Annotated in this window: 13 protein-coding genes; 7 read left to right on the top strand and 6 right to left on the bottom strand. The window is 60.6% G+C overall.

The window, feature by feature from the left end:
- Positions 1-32: 32 nt before the first annotated feature.
- A complete protein-coding gene (locus KHQ24_RS00955; protein WP_023319290.1) occupies positions 33-656 on the bottom strand; it encodes a glutathione S-transferase family protein in 624 nt (207 codons plus the stop codon).
- A 126-nt stretch (positions 657-782) separates the two neighbouring features.
- On the opposite strand from KHQ24_RS00955, the gene KHQ24_RS00950 reads away from it, so the two are divergent.
- The 3 genes from KHQ24_RS00950 to KHQ24_RS00940 all read left to right on the top strand — a co-directional run bounded on the left by KHQ24_RS00950 (position 783) and on the right by KHQ24_RS00940 (position 4,423).
- Positions 783-1,931 carry an iron-containing alcohol dehydrogenase gene (locus tag KHQ24_RS00950; protein WP_053809891.1) on the top strand — a complete coding sequence of 383 codons (1,149 nt, stop codon included), beginning with the start codon at positions 783-785 and terminating at the stop codon, positions 1,929-1,931.
- A 239-nt stretch (positions 1,932-2,170) separates the two neighbouring features.
- Positions 2,171-3,823, top strand: a complete 1,653-nt coding sequence (locus tag KHQ24_RS00945) for an alpha,alpha-trehalase (protein ID WP_053809890.1) — start codon at positions 2,171-2,173, stop codon at positions 3,821-3,823.
- A gap of 66 nt (positions 3,824-3,889) precedes the next feature.
- Positions 3,890-4,423, top strand: a complete 534-nt coding sequence (locus KHQ24_RS00940; protein ID WP_017899999.1) for a GNAT family N-acetyltransferase — start codon at positions 3,890-3,892, stop codon at positions 4,421-4,423.
- Between the two features lie 34 nt (positions 4,424-4,457).
- Here the strand turns inward: KHQ24_RS00940 and KHQ24_RS00935 are convergent, their stop codons facing one another.
- Positions 4,458-5,216, bottom strand: coding sequence for an SDR family NAD(P)-dependent oxidoreductase (locus tag KHQ24_RS00935; RefSeq protein ID WP_053809889.1), 759 nt, complete (start codon positions 5,214-5,216; stop codon positions 4,458-4,460).
- A 119-nt stretch (positions 5,217-5,335) separates the two neighbouring features.
- On the opposite strand from KHQ24_RS00935, the gene KHQ24_RS00930 reads away from it, so the two are divergent.
- The 3 genes from KHQ24_RS00930 to KHQ24_RS00920 all read left to right on the top strand — a co-directional run bounded on the left by KHQ24_RS00930 (position 5,336) and on the right by KHQ24_RS00920 (position 8,967).
- On the top strand, positions 5,336-6,235 hold the full coding sequence (locus tag KHQ24_RS00930; protein ID WP_004204959.1) for a LysR family transcriptional regulator: 900 nt from the start codon (positions 5,336-5,338) through the stop codon (positions 6,233-6,235).
- Between the two features lie 106 nt (positions 6,236-6,341).
- Positions 6,342-7,373 carry an inner membrane protein YhjD gene (gene yhjD, locus KHQ24_RS00925; protein WP_004204960.1) on the top strand — a complete coding sequence of 344 codons (1,032 nt, stop codon included), beginning with the start codon at positions 6,342-6,344 and terminating at the stop codon, positions 7,371-7,373.
- Between the two features lie 271 nt (positions 7,374-7,644).
- On the top strand, positions 7,645-8,967 hold the full coding sequence (locus tag KHQ24_RS00920; RefSeq protein WP_017900001.1) for an MFS transporter: 1,323 nt from the start codon (positions 7,645-7,647) through the stop codon (positions 8,965-8,967).
- Positions 8,968-9,004: 37 nt separating this feature from the next.
- Here the strand turns inward: KHQ24_RS00920 and KHQ24_RS00915 are convergent, their stop codons facing one another.
- A complete protein-coding gene (locus tag KHQ24_RS00915) occupies positions 9,005-11,056 on the bottom strand; it encodes an AsmA family protein (protein WP_211777088.1) in 2,052 nt (683 codons plus the stop codon).
- Positions 11,057-11,250: 194 nt separating this feature from the next.
- On the opposite strand from KHQ24_RS00915, the gene KHQ24_RS00910 reads away from it, so the two are divergent.
- Positions 11,251-12,180, top strand: coding sequence for a sugar kinase (locus tag KHQ24_RS00910; RefSeq protein WP_032456707.1), 930 nt, complete (start codon positions 11,251-11,253; stop codon positions 12,178-12,180).
- Positions 12,181-12,234: 54 nt separating this feature from the next.
- Here the strand turns inward: KHQ24_RS00910 and KHQ24_RS00905 are convergent, their stop codons facing one another.
- The 3 genes from KHQ24_RS00905 to hmsP all read right to left on the bottom strand — a co-directional run bounded on the left by KHQ24_RS00905 (position 12,235) and on the right by hmsP (position 17,415).
- Positions 12,235-13,746 (bottom strand): M16 family metallopeptidase, encoded by a 1,512-nt coding sequence (locus KHQ24_RS00905; RefSeq protein WP_004204964.1) that lies wholly within the window; start codon positions 13,744-13,746, stop codon positions 12,235-12,237.
- Between the two features lie 219 nt (positions 13,747-13,965).
- Positions 13,966-15,252, bottom strand: a complete 1,287-nt coding sequence (locus KHQ24_RS00900) for a dicarboxylate/amino acid:cation symporter (RefSeq protein ID WP_211777087.1) — start codon at positions 15,250-15,252, stop codon at positions 13,966-13,968.
- 156 nt (positions 15,253-15,408) lie between these two features.
- Positions 15,409-17,415: a biofilm formation regulator HmsP gene (gene hmsP, locus KHQ24_RS00895; RefSeq protein ID WP_017900004.1), complete on the bottom strand. Its 2,007-nt coding sequence runs from the start codon at positions 17,413-17,415 to the stop codon at positions 15,409-15,411.
- Positions 17,416-17,498 lie beyond the last annotated feature (83 nt).

The raw sequence follows: 17,498 nt of genomic DNA, 5'->3' as shown, positions 1-17,498 counted from the left end.
AAAGAAGCCCTGAGGGGCTTCTTTTTTTATGCTCAGGCCACGCCGTTATTGCCATGGCGCATAAACGCCGGGCGCTGATTGAGCGCCATATACCAGCGCTCCACGGCCGGCATTTCCGGATGCGCAAAGGGCGTCATCTTCCAGCGATGCACCGACAGCCCCAGCACGATATCGGCCAGGGTGAAGCGCTCGCCGGCTATCCACGCCCCGGTACGCTGCAACTGCGCCTCGACAATGCGCACACAGTGGGTCCAGGTGGCAATGCTCTCTTTAATCGCCGCCGGATCCTGAAAGCGAGGATCTTTACGCACCAGCCCCATAAAGGCATGGCGCCAGGCATTATTGAACTCGGTCGCCTGCCAGTCCATCCAGTGCTCCACCTCGGCGGCGGGCTGCGGCTCAGCGGGCAGCAGATCCCAGCGCTCCGCTTTCCGCGCCAGATAGCGGCAGATGCTGTTCGACTCCCAGAGCACAAAGTCATCGTCCAGCAGCACCGGCACCAGGCTGTTAGGATTCAGGCGCTGAAATTCAGGGGTGTCCAGGGGCTTAAACCCGCTGCCGTAATCCTCCTGCTGGTACGCCAGCCCGATCTCCTCGCAGGTCCACAGCACTTTCCGTACATTGATTGAAGAGCGTTTGCCCAGAATTGTTAGCATCGTCAGCGATTCCTCAGCCATAAAAGACAGTTCATTCACTCTACTCTATTGCCAGCCAGCAACAAGGCAGAGCGCTGGATAATGTGTATAGTTGATTCCAGCCTGTTTGCCGAAAAGGAACCCGACATGTTGACCCCTTTTACCGTTTTGATGCCCGCCAATATTCGTTTTGGCCGCGGTCAGGCCCAGAGCGCCGCCCCCTGGCTGGCGCAGCAGGGTGGTCCCATTCTGCTGGTGCATGGTGCCAGCCCGCAGCGGGCGGCGTTTCTCCGCCAGCAGCTGGAGGCGCTGCAGCTTGCGGTCACGACGCTGGCGATAAGTCGCGAACCCTGGCTTAGCGATATTGAGCAGGGCGTCCAGCTGGCGCGCGAGAAAGGGATCAGGGCGGTGGTCAGCCTCGGCGGCGGCGCGGTGATTGACGCCGGTAAGGCGATTGCGGCGCTGGCGCCCGCCACCGGCCCGGTGATCGACTATCTGGAGGTGGTGGGAACGGGCCGTCAGCTGGAAGCCAGTCCCCTGCCGTTCGTGGCGATCCCCACCACCGCCGGGACGGGCGCGGAGGTTACCAAAAATGCGGTGATCAACGTTCCGGAACAGCAGCGGAAGGTGAGCCTGCGCGACGACCGGATGCTGCCTGACCTGGCGATTGTCGACCCGGCGCTAACCGACAACGCGCCGCGGAGTATCACCCTGAGCTCCGGCCTTGACGCCCTGACCCAGGTGATAGAGCCGTGGCTCTGCAGCCGGGCCACCCCTTTCACCGACGCCCTCTGTCAACAGGCGATCCCGCGGGGTATCCGCGCGCTGAAGGTTCTGATGGAAAAAGAGTGCCCGGCCAGCCGCGACGAGATGGCCTGGGTCAGCCTGTGCGGCGGACTGGCGCTGGCGAACGCCGGGCTGGGGGTGATCCATGGCCTCGCCGGCCCGCTGGGCGGCCTGAGCCGCGCCTCGCATGGTGCCCTGTGCGGCAGCCTGCTGCCGTTTGGGCTGGCGCTTAATGAGTCGCAGATAAACGACCCCTCCCTGCGCCAGCGCTTCAACGACGTTCGCCGCTGGCTGGCCGACGGGCTGGAGGTTCCGGCGGATCGGGTCTGGGACAGTCTGCGGGAATGGAGCCTTCGCGCCGGTCTCGGCACCCTGCGCGACCTCGGCGTGGCGCGCGACGCGCTGGAGCCGGCGGCGCTGGCCGCCAGCACCTCCTCATCGATGAAGGCCAATCCGGTCAGCCTGAGCAGCGAACAGCTGCTGGAGATGCTGGAGGCGGCGTGGGAGTGAGCGCCCCGGGATAAAATTTTGTTGCATAATGAATGGTCCGAATTTTATCTTCGCCCAAGCGCGGACTTATTAATGATTTATCAAGGCGTTACTTAAAAATCACGGCGTCCCCTGCAGGCGGAAAAGCGTGATCTAACGCACAGTTTGCTTCACACTCACCGAAGCGACTGTCTACGCTTAAAAGACAAGGCCGGGTACGCCCGGCCGAGAACTCACGCTATCCGGAGGTCCGTATCGCTATGTTCAGCCAGAAATTACGCCACGTTGAAGACGACGAGTTAAGGATCGACATCGATCCCTGCTACGAAGCCGATCCGTACGAATTAAAGCTGGATGAGATGATTGACGCTGAACCGGAGCCTGAGGTGATCGAGGGGCTTCCGGCGTCTGACGCCCTCACCCCGGCGGATCGCTATCTTGAGCTGTTTACCAACGTGCAGAAATCACGCATTTTTGCCGACAGCAAAACGTTTCCCGACTGCGCGCCGAAGCACGACCCGCTGGACATCCTGCGGAACTACCGGAAGGTCAAACGTCAGCCCAATTTCGATCTACGGCAGTTCGTTGAGGACAACTTCTGGCTGCCGGAGAGCCAGACCGACGTTTACACCTCCGACCCCAACCTGACGCTGAAAGAGCACATCGATAAGCTGTGGCCGGTGCTGACCCGCGAGCCTCAGGATCATATCCCCTGGTCGTCGCTGCTGGCGCTGCCGCAGGCCTATATCGTCCCCGGCGGCCGCTTTAGCGAAACCTATTACTGGGACTCTTATTTCACCATGCTGGGGCTGGCGGAGAGCGGCCGGGAAGATCTGCTAAAATGCATGGCCGATAACTTCGCCTGGCTGATTGAAACCTACGGTCACATTCCGAACGGCAACCGCACCTACTACCTCAGCCGCTCGCAGCCACCGGTGTTCGCCCTGATGGTCGAACTTTTTGAAGAGGACGGCGTGCGCGGCGCGAAGCGCTATCTGGATCATCTGAAGATGGAGCACGCCTTCTGGATGGACGGCGCCGAGTCGCTGATCCCGCATCAGGCGTATCGGCACGTGGTGCGCATGCCGGATGGCTCCTTGCTCAATCGCTACTGGGACGATCGGGACACGCCGCGGGATGAATCGTGGCGCGAGGACGTGGAGACCGCCCGCCACTCGGGACGGCCGGCTAATGAAGTCTACCGCGATCTGCGGGCGGGCGCCGCGTCCGGCTGGGACTACTCCAGCCGCTGGCTGCGGGATATCACGCGGCTGGCCAGTATCCGTACCACGCAGTTTATCCCCATCGACCTGAACGCCTTCCTGTTCAAGCTGGAGACGACCATCGCCAACCTCTCCGGGCTGAAGGGCGATCGCGAGACGGAAGCAGCCTTCCGCCAGAAGGCTCAGGATCGGCGGGCGGCGGTTAACCGCTACCTGTGGGACGATGAGAACGGCTGTTTTCGCGATTATGACTGGCGCCGCGAACAGCTGGCGCTGTTTTCCGCCGCCAGCATTGTCACCCTTTACGTCGGCCTGGCGACCCACGAACAGGCGGAACGCCTTGCCGATGCGGTGCGGGCCCGCCTGCTCACCCCCGGAGGGATCATGGCCACCGAATACGAAAGCGGCGAGCAGTGGGATAAACCCAACGGCTGGGCGCCGCTACAGTGGATGGCGGTGCAGGGATTTAAACGCTACGGTCAGGATCCGTTGGGAGATGAGATCGCCTGGAGCTGGCTGCAGACGGTCAACCACTTCTACAAGCAGCACCACAAGCTGATTGAGAAATACCACATCGCCACCGGCGTGCCGCATGAGGGCGGCGGCGGGGAGTATCCCCTGCAGGATGGCTTCGGCTGGACCAACGGCGTGGTGCGCCGGCTGATTGGCCTGTACGGTGAGCCAACCTAGTCGGGCTGTTCCCGGCGGCCTTCTCCTGCTATGTTCAGGGGATTCGCCCTGCCCGGAATGACGCTTATGCCTGAACTTCTGACGCCGCGCCTGCGCTGCTCACCGCTGCAGCTGGACGACTGGTCGTTTTTTCTTTCCCTGCAGCAGGATCCGCAGGTCATGCTCTATGTGGCCGACCCCCGGCCGCAGGCGGCCATCCGCGAGGCGTTCGATTCGCGGCTGCCGCCGTGGACGCCCGGGGATGCACACTGGCTGTGCCTGGTGGTGCGCGACAGGCTGACCCATACCCCGCTCGGCCTCACCGGTTACCTACATCATCAGCGCGACATAGCCGAGGTCGGCTTTCTCTTCGCCCCGGCGGCGCAGGGCCGGGGCTACGGCTACGAATCGCTGCGCGCGCTGTGCGACTACGCCTTCACCACCGGCGGCGTCCGCCGCCTGACCGCCACCGTCACCGCCGGCAACGAGGCGTCTAAGCAGTTACTGCTCAAAGCCGGGTTCCGGCTGGAGGGGGAGCTGCGGGAGAACTACTGGCTCAACGGACGCTGGCACAACGACTGGCTGTTCGGTCGGCTGCGCGCGGAGGGCGATGCGCCCTAGCGCGCCGCCGCTCACGGTCTGACGACAGCGGGGTTCAGAGGAACATCCCTCCCGAGACTTCCACACGCTGCGCGTTCATCCACGCCAGCTCATCGCTGAGCAGGGCGGCGATGGCGTCGCCGATATCATCCGGTAGCCCGACGCGCCCCAGCGCGGTCTGGGCGGCGATATGCCGATTCACCTCGGCGTTATCACGCACCTCCCCGCCGCCAAAATCGGTCTCAATGGCCCCCGGCGCGATGATGTTCACCGATATCCCCCGTCCGCCCAGCTCTTTCGCCTGATAGCGGGTCAGGACCTCCATCGCCCCCTTCATCGCGGCGTAGGCCGCATAGCCCGGCAGGGCAAAGCGCGCCAGGCCGCTGGAGACATTAAGGATCCGCCCCCCGTCCTGCAGGAGGGGCAGCAGCCGCTGGGTCAGAAAAAACGGCCCTTTGAACTGGATGTTCATCAGCTCGTCAAACTGCGCTTCACTGGTCTCGGCGAAGGGGACGTTGAGGCCGATCCCAGCGTTGTTCAGTAAATAATCAAAGGTAGTGCGTCCCCACTTCTGCGCCAGCACCTGCGCCACCTCGCTGGCAAAGGCGTCGAATGTTGAGGAATCGCCGACGTTCAGCGCCAATGCTGCCGCCTTGACCCCTTTTTGCTCAATCTCCGCCACCACATCAAGAGCCGCCTGGCGGTTGCTGTGATAGGTCAGAAGAATGTCGGTTCCCTTCGCCGCCAGCTTCAACGAGGCGTTTTTACCCAGGCCACGGCTGCCGCCGGTCACTAAAGCGATACGTTGTGTCATCAGAAGACCCCTTTCAGGTTGCGTTGTGATTGTGTCCTAGCTTATTAACTGCCAGTAAAACAATAAATACGCTACATTACGTTTTACTGTTTCATTCACAACAACAATAGGCCATGAGCATGGATAAAATTCATGCAATGCAGTTATTCATTCGCGTAGCGGATCTGGAGAGCTTCTCCCGCGCCGCCGAGACCCTGGCGCTGCCGAAAGGCAGCGTCTCGCGGCAGATTCAGGCCCTGGAAAGCCATCTTGGCGTGCGGCTCCTGCACCGTACCACCCGTCGGGTTCAACTCACCCAGGATGGGATGGTCTACTACGAGCGGGCGAAGGATCTGCTGAGCAATCTCGACGAACTGGACGGGATGTTCCAGCACGATCCGGCGAGCATCAGCGGTCGGCTGCGGGTGGATATGCCGGTCGGTTTTGCCAAAAAGCTGGTGATCCCGCATCTGCCGACTTTTTTGCAGCAGTATCCGGGCATCGAACTGGAGCTGAGCAGCAGCGACCGGCTGGTGGACGTGATCCGCGAGGGGTTTGACTGCGTGGTGCGCGTCGGCGCGCTCAAAGACTCCGGGCTTATCGCCCGCCCGCTGGGCAAGCTGACGCAAATTAACTGCGCCAGCCCGGACTACCTGGCCCGTTTTGGCTACCCGCAATCCCTGGAGGATCTGGCGGATCATGCCCTGATCCACTACGCCAGCACTCTCGGGGTCCGTCCTTCCGGCTTCGAGGTGGTGATCGACGGCGCCGTGCGCTGGGTAAAAAGCGGCGGCATATTGACGGTCAACAGCACGGAAACCTATCAGGCGGCCTGTATCGCCGGGCTGGGAATTATTCAGGTGCCGCGCACCGGCGTGCGCGAGGCGTTACGCGCCGGCGAACTGATCGAGATCCTGCCCCAGTACCGCGCTGAGCCGCTGCCGGTCTCGCTTATCTACCCGCACCGGCGCAATCTCTCCCGCCGCGTGCATCTGTTTATGGAGTGGCTGGGCGGGCTGATGAAAGATTACGTCGATTGATCCGCGCGGAGGGTGAACGGGGGGCGGGCAGATGCGTTCCTGCAGGATACGGCATTTAAGGTATACTTTTTGCTGAATCTCGCGGTAAAAAAGGAAGAAATTACGTATGACGCCGGAAAACGACGATCGACGCCCACCACAGGAACCGGACACGCAGCCGGAGAAAAGCAAAAGCCCCCTCGACGCCCTCAATGACACGGCCGTCGGCCAAAAAGCCAGCCAGGCGCTGAAGACCGTCACCGGAACGGCGGCTAAAGTGCAGCGCAACCCGGTGATCGCCCACCTGCTACGCGCCGCAGAGCGCTTCAACGACCGGCTGGGAAATCAGTTCGGCGCGGCCATCACCTATTTCTCGTTCCTGTCGATGATCCCGATCCTGATGGTCTCATTTGCCGCCGCCGGCTTCGTTCTGGCCTGGCATCCGACCCTGCTGCAGGACATTTTCGACAAAATTCTGCAAAACGTCAGCGACCCGACGCTGGCGGCGACGCTGAAAAACACCATCAACACCGCGGTGCAGCAGCGTACCGCCGTCGGTGTGGTCGGCCTGCTGGTGGCGCTCTATTCCGGTATTAACTGGATGGGCAACCTGCGCGAAGCGATCCGCGCTCAGTCACGCGACGTCTGGGAGCGCCGGCCGCAGGACGAGGAGAAAATCTGGATAAAATACTTCCGCGATCTTATCTCGCTGATCGGTCTGCTGGTGGCGCTGATTATTACGCTGTCGATCACCTCTGTCGCCGGTTCCGCCCAGCAGTTGATTATCTCCGCGCTGTATCTGGACAATATTGAATGGCTGAAACCCGCCTGGCGGCTGATCGGTCTCGCCATCTCTATTTTTGCCAACTATCTGCTCTTTTTCTGGATCTTCTGGCGGCTGCCGCGCCATCGTCCGCGGCGCAAGGCCCTGTTTCGCGGCACGCTTATCGCGGCGATTGGCTTTGAAATCATCAAAATCGTCATGACCTGGACGCTGCCGGCGCTGGTGAAATCCCCCTCCGGGGCGGCGTTCGGATCGGTGCTCGGGCTGATGGCCTTTTTCTATTTCTTTGCCCGCCTGACGCTGTTCTGCGCCGCGTGGATCGCCACCGCGGAGTATAAAGACGACCGACGGATGCCGGGCAAAACCCACCGCTGACGTATTGCGAGGATGAATAAAAGAGGCAAAATTCATCCTCGCGCTTGATTTCAGCAGATAAATCCAGCGCGTAACTTTTATTTAACGAAAAACTGGTTTTATTCTCTATCCTTTTAATTGTGTGAAGCATTTCATAGAACTATTTTTTCTGGCGTAAAAATTATCCGCTTTTTGCCGCTTTTTTGCTCATTCTCTTCGTTTGTTACAGATTGAAATGTCCCTGTGGCTGTGGCTATATGGCTTTTCGTTCGCGCAAAAATAAGAAAGATCTATGCAAGCCACAGCCACCACACTCGAAAACACGCAGGAAACCGCCCCGGTCAACTCACGCAATAAAGTCGTTGTCGCCTCGCTCATTGGCACCGCCATTGAGTTTTTCGACTTCTACATTTATGCCACTGCCGCGGTCATCGTCTTCCCGCATATCTTCTTCCCGCAGGGCGATGCCGCCGCGGCCACCCTGCAATCGCTGGCCACCTTCGCCATCGCCTTCGTCGCCCGGCCAATCGGCTCCGCGCTGTTTGGCCACTTCGGCGATCGCGTCGGCCGCAAGGTTACCCTGGTGGCTTCGCTGTTAACCATGGGGATCTCCACCGTGGTGATCGGCCTGCTGCCCGGCTATGAAAGCATTGGCATTGTCGCGCCGATGCTGCTGGCGCTGGCGCGCTTCGGTCAGGGACTTGGCCTCGGAGGGGAATGGGGCGGCGCGGCGCTGCTGGCTACGGAAAACGCCCCGGCGCGCAAGCGCGCCCTGTACGGCTCCTTCCCGCAGCTGGGCGCGCCGATCGGCTTCTTCTTCGCCAACGGCACCTTCCTGCTGCTCTCCTGGCTGTTAACCGATCAGCAGTTTATGGAGTGGGGCTGGCGTGTGCCGTTTATCTTCTCCGCGGTGCTGGTGATCATCGGTCTTTATGTTCGCGTTTCGCTGCATGAGACCCCGGTCTTCGCCAAAGTGGCGGCGGCAAAAAAACAGGTCAAAATCCCGCTGGGTACCCTGTTGACCAAACACGTTCGCGTGACGGTGCTGGGCACCTTCATCATGCTGGCAACCTATACCCTGTTCTACATCATGACCGTCTACTCGATGACCTTCAGCACCGGCGCGGCGCCGAATGGCCTGGGCCTGCCGCGTAACGAAGTGCTGTGGATGCTGATGATGGCAGTGATTGGCTTTGGCGTGATGGTGCCGATCGCCGGCCTGCTGGCGGATGCCTTTGGTCGTCGTAAGAGCATGATTATCATCACCACGATGATTATTTTGTTCGCCCTGTTCGCCTTTAAACCGCTGCTGGGCTCCGGCAATCCGCTGCTGGTCTTCGCCTTCCTGCTGCTGGGCTTAAGCCTGATGGGACTGACCTTTGGCCCGATGGGCGCGCTGCTGCCGGAGCTGTTCCCGACGGAAGTGCGTTACACCGGGGCATCGTTCTCCTATAACGTGTCGTCGATCCTCGGCGCCTCGGTGGCGCCGTACATTGCCGCCTGGCTGCAGGGCAACTATGGCCTCGCGGCGGTCGGCACCTATCTGGCGGCGATGGCGGCGCTGACGCTGATCGCCCTGCTGCTGACCCACGAGACCCGCCACCAGTCGTTGTGATCCTTCGCCCTGACGCCGCTGGCGTCAGGGCGCTCCCCTACTTTTTCATCTGCGACAAAATGGTCCGGCACTGGTTGCTATCGCCCTCCGCCGGAGAAACCAGCGCCAGCAGCGCGGCAGCCGGGGTCACCAGGGTGGCCAGCGCCGCCGCTACCGCGCCGCGGACAATCAGCGGCCCGGCCTTCACCCCCGCCTGCGGCGATTTAAAGGTGCCGCGAACATACAGCGGGGAACGCAGGGTGATCACCCGGAAGCCTTTGCTTTCCGGATCGATGGTCAGGTCCAGCTGCTCGGAGGCGAAGCTGGCGGTCCCGGTCACATTGATCAGCGCGTTTTCCGTATCGAAGGCAAAAATCTGCGGCCGGGCGACGCCGTTGGTCACGTCGATATTGGCCGCCGCGCAGTTCACCCGAACCTCCTCATCGCCAAAAATCTGGCCGATCAGGTAGTTGCCGACGTTAAGGCCGAGAATTTCCATCAGGTTGCGACTGATCAGGCCGTCGTTCATCAGCAGCTTCAGGTTGCCGTTGCTGTTGCCGAGCAGGGCCGCCACCGAGTTGCCGCTGCCGCGCAGCTGAACGTCGCCATTCATCTCGCCGAGGGTTTTCTGCATCATCTCGACGTTCGGCATCAGCGCCTTCAGCTTCAGGCGCCGCGCCTGCAGATTAGCCTCACCCTGCAGCGGCTTTTTATCGCCCTGCAGGTGCACGCTGCCGGCAATCGACCCGTTGGCCAGGCCAAAACGCACCGGCTGCAGGCGCAGGTCGCCATCCTCCAGGATCACGTGGGTCGCCAGATCGCTGATCGGCAGCGTGCCGCCGTGCTCGATTCTCCGGCCCTTAAAGCGCACATCGGCATCCATCACCTGCCATTTATCGGTTTCAAAGCGGTCCGCCGGCAACACTTTACCCGCCGGCTGCGGTCGGTCGCCCGCCTGGCGCGCAGCGCTTTTCTTCGTCCCTTTGCCGGAGTCGACGCCGATTAACGGCCCGAGATCCGCCAGCCGCAGCTGCTTCGACTCCATGTCGCCGCTGAGCTTCGGTCGCGGTTTGCCAGTGGTATAGGTCAGGGAGCCATGAATGTCGCTATCGCCGATCCGGCCGTTAAAATCCTGATAGTCAAAGCGCATGCGGTTTTTCTGCTTAAAGTCGGCGCGCAGGTGGCCGTCGGTGGAGAACGACGGCGTCTCCGGCAGCAGCACGCCGGTCAGGTCGTAGAGGTCGCGCAGCGAATCGCCGGCGAATTTCAGCCGCAGGTCAATGCCACCGACGTTGAGCGGGTCGCTGACCGTGCCGCTAAACGCCACCCGCGTATTGCCGGAGCGGAAGTCGCCCTGCAGCGGGAAAGGCGTGCTTGCGCTGCGCAGGGCCAGCATGCCGCCGATTTTACCGTTGCCGGTGACCGGCTGCCCCTTGTAGCGGCCCTTCAGCGAAAGACCAAAGACATAGTCGCCTGGTTTCGCCGCGCTCTGCCGATCCTGCGTGCCGGTGACTTCGCTGAACGGCAGCGGTTTGCCGAGAGGATCGACGAGGATGGTGATATCGCTGCGGGTGATCTTGTCATCGATGGCGATAGTCCCGCGGTCGAAAAGAATATTATCGAGGCGGAAAGACCAGCTGGAGGGGGCGCTGTCCCCCGCGGCACGCCGATCGCCAGCCAGCTGAAAGGTCCAGTTATTGTTGTCTTCCGCCAGGCGGATCAGCCGCACGTCGGGCCGTTCCAGCTTGATCCACGGCAGATACACCGTTTTGCTCAGCAGCGCCAGCGGGGCGAGGGTCGCCTCCACCCGCGGCAGGTGGATCATGGTCACCTGGGGAATGGCCGGCGGGTTGCCCAGCACGATATCCTCCGCGTGCACATGGGGCCACGGGATCCAGCTGCGCCAGCCGCGCTCCTCCGGCTGACGCTCCCAGACCACGCCGAGATCGCCGCGGATGGCGAACGGGCGGTTCAGCTCGGCAGACACTTTCTGATTGAACGTCGGCTTCAGCCGGTTCCAGTCAAAGGTGGCCAGCACGATAAAGAAGAGAACGATCAGCAACAGTATCGTTCCTGTGATGATTACCAACGTTTTACGGGTTCTGCTCATCCCTACTCCGCTCCTTTTGCATCACGTCAGTCCTGAATATAGTCAAAAAGCGGCGTTTCTCCTGGAAATGCGCTTTTCGTCACATTACGCGCGTCAGGTCAAAAAAATAATGGAACGATGTTTTAATATGATTGACCAGCAAAACAGCGCAGCGCACACTAGCGCTTATATCGATTCCATTGCAGGTTCTGGCTATGTCTAAAAAAATTGCCGTCATTGGCGAATGCATGATTGAGCTGTCAGAGAAGAACGGGGCCGTTAACCGCGGCTTTGGCGGCGATACCTTAAACACTTCGGTCTATATCGCGCGGCAGACAGATGCCAGCGCGCTGAGCGTCCACTACGTCACCGCGCTGGGAACCGATGCGTTCAGCCAGCAGATGCTCGACAGCTGGCAGCAGGAAAACGTCAACATCAATCTTATCCAGCGGATGGCCGACCGCCTGCCGGGGCTGTATTACATTGAAACCGATGACGCCGGCGAGCGCACCTTCTACTACTGGCGCAACGAGGCGGCGGCAAAATTCTGGCTGGAGAGCGATCGCGCAGCGGCGATTTGCGAAGAGCTGGCCACTTTCGACTATCTCTATCTGAGCGGTATCAGCCTCGCCATTCTCAGCCCGGTCAGTCGTGCAACGTTGTTCACGCTGCTGCGTGAGTGCCGCGCCAACGGCGGCAAGGTGATCTTCGACAACAACTATCGCCCGCGCCTGTGGGCCAGCCAGGCGGAGACGCAGCAGGTTTATCAGGAGATGCTCGCCTGCACCGATATCGCGTTTCTGACCCTCGACGATGAAGACGCGCTGTGGGGGGAAAAACCGGTCGCCGAGGTGATCGCCCGCACCCACGCCGCCGGCGTGGAAGAGGTGGTGGTGAAGCGCGGAGCGGATGCCTGCCTGGTCTCGGTTAGCGGGCAACCGCTGCGGGAAGTGCCGGCCGTCAAGCTGGCCAAAGAGAAGGTGGTGGATACCACCGCCGCCGGCGACTCCTTCAGCGCCGGCTATCTGGCCGTTCGCCTGACCGGCGGCGATGCTGAATCCGCCGCCAGACGCGGACATCTGACCGCCAGCACGGTGATCCAGTATCGCGGGGCGATCATCCCGCGGGAAGCGATGCCGCAATAATCCTCACCTGTAAGCGCTCTCCGGCCGCCGCTGGCGCGCCGGAGAGGCGTCAGGTTACTGCCCCGACGGGATGTCGCTGGCCTCGCTGTGGGCGTCAACCGTATCGGCGCTGCCGCTGGTCGCTGCGGCCGCCGGACTCGCCGGACTCGGCGCCATCAGTTTTTCCCACGTGGCCTGCAGCTCCTTCATGTTGTATTCCGGTTCGCCTTTCGGCTGCTGTAACACCAGCGCCATATCCTGAGAGAGTTGCTGACGCAGGTACTGGTTCAGCATGTCCACCGTCAGGGAGTTGAGGAACTCCTGACGCAGCTTCTGGTACTGCTCCGGCGCGATATCCACCACCTGATTTTGCAGGGAGCGCATGCGCTGGCTCATCAGAATGTCGGTATCGGTGCGCGCATAGGTGGCAAACAGCTTCTGCAGCTCGAGGCTTTTCTGGGCGATAAGCGCGTCAAACTCCTCCTGCGGCAGGCCGTTGTCGCGCACTTTCGCCAATTCGCGCGAAACCACGCTCAGATTGTTATTCAGGCGCTCGCCCGGCGATTCGATGTTGATGGCGCACTGCGCGCGCTGATAGAGCACCCGGCAGTCGAAACCAAGCCCAATATCCTTGACGTTATTTTTGCTCAGGCTCTGCTGCACGTGCCAGAACAGCGCTTCGCGGGCGAGGTCGTCGCGCCAGTAGCGCTGCAGCGCTGCGGAGTCGCGGATCGGCTGCCAGGGGGCGTCCCACATGATGGACAGTTTGTCCTGGCGCACGGCGCTGGTCATGATGCTGACCGGCACGGTGGGCAGCGGCGATAAGGTCGGCACCGCCGCCGGCGTTTCCCGCTTACCCTTCAGATCGCCAAAGGTCTTGCTGATTTGCTCAGCGACGCTGCGGCTGTCGACGTTACCCACCACGATCAGCGTCATGGCGTCGGGGGTGTACCATTTTTGATAAAAGTCTTTCAGCTGCGCCACGTCGATCGGCTGCTTCAGCGGCGCGGCGGGATCGTGGCCCAGCATGGTGGAGCCCTTCAGGCGATAGCGCCACCAGCCCTCTTTGGTATCCAGCGGCCAGGTCGCCACCATGTCGCTGCCCTGCAGCGCGTGATTGATCGATTCAGGCGTAATGGTCAGTTTACCGCTGGCGTCCGCCAGCCAGCTCAGCGCCTCTTTCAGCAGATCGTTGCGGTTATTCGGCAGGCTGAGATTAAACATCGTGTAATCGTAGGAGACGATGGCCGGCGGCAGAGGACGCTTCGGGTCAATGCTCTGCTGCCACAGCGAGCGCGCCTGCATCGTCGGCAGGCTGCCGCTTTGCGTCAACGCCAGACGGGGAATAAAACGGCTGAAACCGCTCTGCTGAGTGCTTTCGCTCAGCGAGCCAATATTCACGGACAGACGGACTTCGATACGGTCGCTGGGACGCTGCGGCGTGGCCAGCACCTGCCACGACAACCCATTCGCTAAGGTCCCTTGTTGCCAGGCCGGATCAGGCTGGAGCGCTTCTGCCTGCACATAACCGGCCGCCGCTACCATCAGCAAACCGCCCGTTAAGAGTTTAATTGTTGTGCCCTGCATGTGAACCCCTGATGAACATTCCTGGTTACAACAGCATCCCACTGACGGGCTGCCGAAAAAAGTGAGAGTGAAATACGTCGGTTAGACCACACGGAGACGAAAATGTCGCATGACAACGTAAAATAATCATTTCGTGTCATTCCCGCCGGGCGGAAATGACCTCTAATTATGCGCAGGAGCCCGTACTCCAGCAAGGGAGTACGGGCCTAAGAGGAGGATTTAAGAGGATAATTCGTGCGTTTTGTTCGCGGGAACACGGTTATTCAGCACATCATCCATTTGTTTGGCATCGAGTTCTTTCACCCATTTTGCCACCACCACCGTGGCGACGCCGTTACCGACCAGGTTAGTCAAAGCGCGGGCTTCGGACATAAAGCGGTCGATACCGAGGATCAGCGCCAGGCCAGCGACCGGTAAATGCCCAACCGCCGAGATGGTCGCCGCCAGCACGATGAAGCCGCTCCCGGTCACTCCCGCCGCCCCTTTCGAGGAGAGCAGCAGCACCACCAGCAGGGTGATTTGATGGAAAATATCCATATGGCTGTTGGTCGCCTGGGCGATAAACACCGCCGCCATCGTCAGATAGATAGAGGTGCCGTCGAGGTTAAACGAATAGCCGGTCGGGATCACCAGGCCCACCACCGACTTACGACAGCCGAGCTTCTCCATCTTGTCGAGCATGCGCGGCAGCGCCGATTCGGATGAGGAGGTCCCCAGCACGATCAGCAGCTCTTCACGGATATAGCGGATAAGTTTAAAGATGCTGAAGCCGGTGGCCCGGGCGATGCTCCCCAGCACCAGCACCACGAACAGGATACAGGTGATATAGAAGCAGATGATCAGCTGCCCCAGCTGCACCAGGGTGCCGACGCCATATTTACCGATGGTGAAGGCCATGGCCCCGAAGGCGCCGATCGGCGCCAGGCGCATGATCATATTGATGATGCCGAAGATGACCTGCGAGAAGCTTTCAATGACGTTGAAAATCAGCTGGCCCTTGCTGCCCAGACGATGCAGGGCAAAGCCAAACAGAACGGCGAACAGCAGAACCTGCAGGATGTTGCCGCTGGCGAAGGCGCCAATGACGCTGCCCGGGATCACATCCAGTAAAAAGGCCACCACCCCCTGGTCTTTCGCCTGCTCAGCGTACACCGCCACCGCTTTCGCATCGAGCGTCGACGGGTCGACGTTCATCCCGGCCCCCGGCTGCACCACGTTGACGATAATCAGACCGATAATCAGCGCGATGGTGCTGACCACTTCGAAATAGAGTAGCGCTACCGCCCCGGTACGGCCAACGGCTTTCATGCTCTCCATCCCGGCGATCCCCGTCACGACGGTACAGAAGATAACCGGAGCAATCACCATTTTAATCAGCTTAACGAAGGCGTCGCCGAAGGGTTTCATTTGCGCGCCCAGTTCCGGGTAAAAATGGCCCAGCAGAATACCGATCGCTATGGCCGTCAGAACCTGGACATAGAGGCTTTTAAAGATAGAGGTTTTCATAGGGTGTCCTTTGGGAATAACCACAGAGCAAGAAGGGATATTTGACGTCTGTGGCTTAAAAATAACACCCTGGAAACATTTCAGAAATAACTAACGCCGAAAGTGCAACGCAATTGTTAAAATCTTTGAGCTGACTCGCACAAGTCAACAAAACATTTACAAATTTGCATCCTCCCGGACCGGGGAGAGATAGCGCGCGCTGAACGCCTCCTGCGGTAAAGCGCAACCGAACAGATGGCCCTGGAGCACCTCGACGCCGGCGGCTTGCAACCAGCGGTACTGGGCCTCGTTCTCCACCCCTTCCGCCACGATACGTAGCGACAGGCCGCGCGCGAGCTGGATCATCGCCGGCACCATGCTGACATCCTCCGGCAGCATATCGATGAATACCTTATCGATTTTCAGGATATCCACCGGCAGGGCCTTCATCTGCTGCAGCTGGTGCAACCCGGCGTAACCCATGCCAAAATCATCCAGCGCAATACGTACCCCGGCCTCGCGCAGAGGCCGCAACCGCGCCATCACGTCCTGCGGATCGTCCATCCGGCAGCTCTCCGTCACCTCGAGGATTAAGGTACCCGGCGCGATGCGGTAGCGGGCGATCAGCTTCAGCATCTCCTCGCCGCGATCGTGCTCCAGCAGCTGAAGCAGCGAAACATTGACCGACAGCGGCAGCATAATCCCCTGGCTTTGCCAGGCCGCCAGCTGGCGGCAGGCCTCTTCCATCACCCAGTAGCCGACCGGGATAATCAGCCCGCAGGACTCAATGCGCTCAATCAGCGCCGGCGGTAGCGACCAGCTGCCATCCGCCTGCCGCTGACGCAGCAGCACCTCGGCGCCGCAGATCTCGCCGCTGGCGCAGGCCACCTGCGGCTGCAGCCAGATAGCGAACTGCTGGTTGTCGAGGGCGGTCATTATATCGTGCTCTTCCATCAAGCGACGCTGAGCCTTTTCCATCTGCTCGGGATCGAAGAACTCAATCTGGTTTTTACCTTTGCGTCTTGCGGTGACGGCGGCTGACACCGCGCGCCGGTAAAACTGTTCGGCGCTGAGGCCGGGGTGGAACATAGCGATCCCGACGCTGGCGTAGGGTCGCAGCTGCAGACCATGCAGCGGCAAACGTTCATTTATAATAGTGAGCACTTGCTTACTTAACGTCACCGCCTGCCAGGATTCGGCGAGGCCATCGGCGAGAATGGCGAAGTCATAGCCGCTCACCTGAGCCAGCACCATCTGCGGCGGGATCGCGGCGCGCAGCTTCTCCACCAGCGTCAGGAGCAGCATTTCGCGCTGGCTCTCCTTGAGCACGCCGGCGGCGTCCTGCAGGGTTTCACAGGCGACGACGATCAGCGCGGCGCTCTGCGGGCGGGCCACCGTCTGCTCCAGCATCGCCAGCAAAAAGGCTTTATTCGGCAGCTCGGAGACCGGGAAGCGGGTCGACTGGATGGACAGCTCATCATGCTGGCGCACCAGGCTCTGCTGGTTGCGGTTATAGCTGCGCACCAGCATGCCGATCTCGTCGTCATGGTGCAGGCGCGGGAGGGTCAGCTGATGCCCAAGACGCTCCTGCTGGGAGAGATCGTTCAGCTCGCGGGCGATACGCCGCAGAGGGCGAACCATCAGCCGGTTGATGCACCAGGTGAGCGCCACCGTCAACATCAGCACCAGAAGTAAGTAAGCAGTCACTAACGTGGCAAGGGCGCTCATGACGAATTTATACATGCGATAGGAATCGGCCTGCAGCACCAGATAGGCCAGCGGCTGCGGGTTGGCCGGCCGCTCCAGCGAATAAATGGGCAGCGAAATCTGCACCGGCAGCTCAAACAGCCGGGTGATGGTCACCGGCACCGACCGCTCGGGGATAAACCGCATCCGTAACGCCTGGAACTGGTTGGGCAAGACCACATCCGCCCGGCTGACGATGCCAGCAGGCTGGATACGGCTTAAAATAGCTTCCGCTTCCGGAATATCGGCTTTCAGAATAGCCGCCGACAGCGGTTCGCGAACGGATCGCGCGATACTTTCTAACTGCGTGGCCGTGGTAAAGCGACTCTGTTGCACAAAGTGAAACAGCAAAATAGTGCAAAAAACCAATACAAAGGCCATGGACACGCTCGCGACCATCGCCATCTGTTTGATTGTAAGTGAACGGCTGACGCGCAACGGTGTTCTCCACTGATACTGAATGCATACCCGGTATCAATCCTTCAATCCCGGTCGTTTCAGGCTGATTATATACTCAAATC

The sequence above is a fragment of the Klebsiella sp. 54 genome, assembly GCF_018223875.1.
Taxonomy (GTDB): Bacteria; Pseudomonadota; Gammaproteobacteria; order Enterobacterales; family Enterobacteriaceae; genus Klebsiella; species Klebsiella quasipneumoniae.
Note: the sequence above shows the minus strand (reverse complement) of the source record. Positions and strands in the feature narration are given on the sequence as shown.

Bases quoted from the DNA above. Each gene is read 5' to 3' on its own strand.
- KHQ24_RS00955 (WP_023319290.1), bottom strand. From the start codon at position 656: ATGCTAACAATTCTGGGCAAACGCTCTTCAATCAATGTACGGAAAGTG.
- KHQ24_RS00950 (WP_053809891.1), top strand. From the start codon at position 783: ATGTTGACCCCTTTTACCGTTTTGATGCCCGCCAATATTCGTTTTGGC.
- KHQ24_RS00945 (WP_053809890.1), top strand. From the start codon at position 2,171: ATGTTCAGCCAGAAATTACGCCACGTTGAAGACGACGAGTTAAGGATC.
- KHQ24_RS00940 (WP_017899999.1), top strand. From the start codon at position 3,890: ATGCCTGAACTTCTGACGCCGCGCCTGCGCTGCTCACCGCTGCAGCTG.
- KHQ24_RS00935 (WP_053809889.1), bottom strand. From the start codon at position 5,216: ATGACACAACGTATCGCTTTAGTGACCGGCGGCAGCCGTGGCCTGGGT.
- KHQ24_RS00930 (WP_004204959.1), top strand. From the start codon at position 5,336: ATGGATAAAATTCATGCAATGCAGTTATTCATTCGCGTAGCGGATCTG.
- yhjD (WP_004204960.1), top strand. From the start codon at position 6,342: ATGACGCCGGAAAACGACGATCGACGCCCACCACAGGAACCGGACACG.
- KHQ24_RS00920 (WP_017900001.1), top strand. From the start codon at position 7,645: ATGCAAGCCACAGCCACCACACTCGAAAACACGCAGGAAACCGCCCCG.
- KHQ24_RS00915 (WP_211777088.1), bottom strand. From the start codon at position 11,056: ATGAGCAGAACCCGTAAAACGTTGGTAATCATCACAGGAACGATACTG.
- KHQ24_RS00910 (WP_032456707.1), top strand. From the start codon at position 11,251: ATGTCTAAAAAAATTGCCGTCATTGGCGAATGCATGATTGAGCTGTCA.
- KHQ24_RS00905 (WP_004204964.1), bottom strand. From the start codon at position 13,746: ATGCAGGGCACAACAATTAAACTCTTAACGGGCGGTTTGCTGATGGTA.
- KHQ24_RS00900 (WP_211777087.1), bottom strand. From the start codon at position 15,252: ATGAAAACCTCTATCTTTAAAAGCCTCTATGTCCAGGTTCTGACGGCC.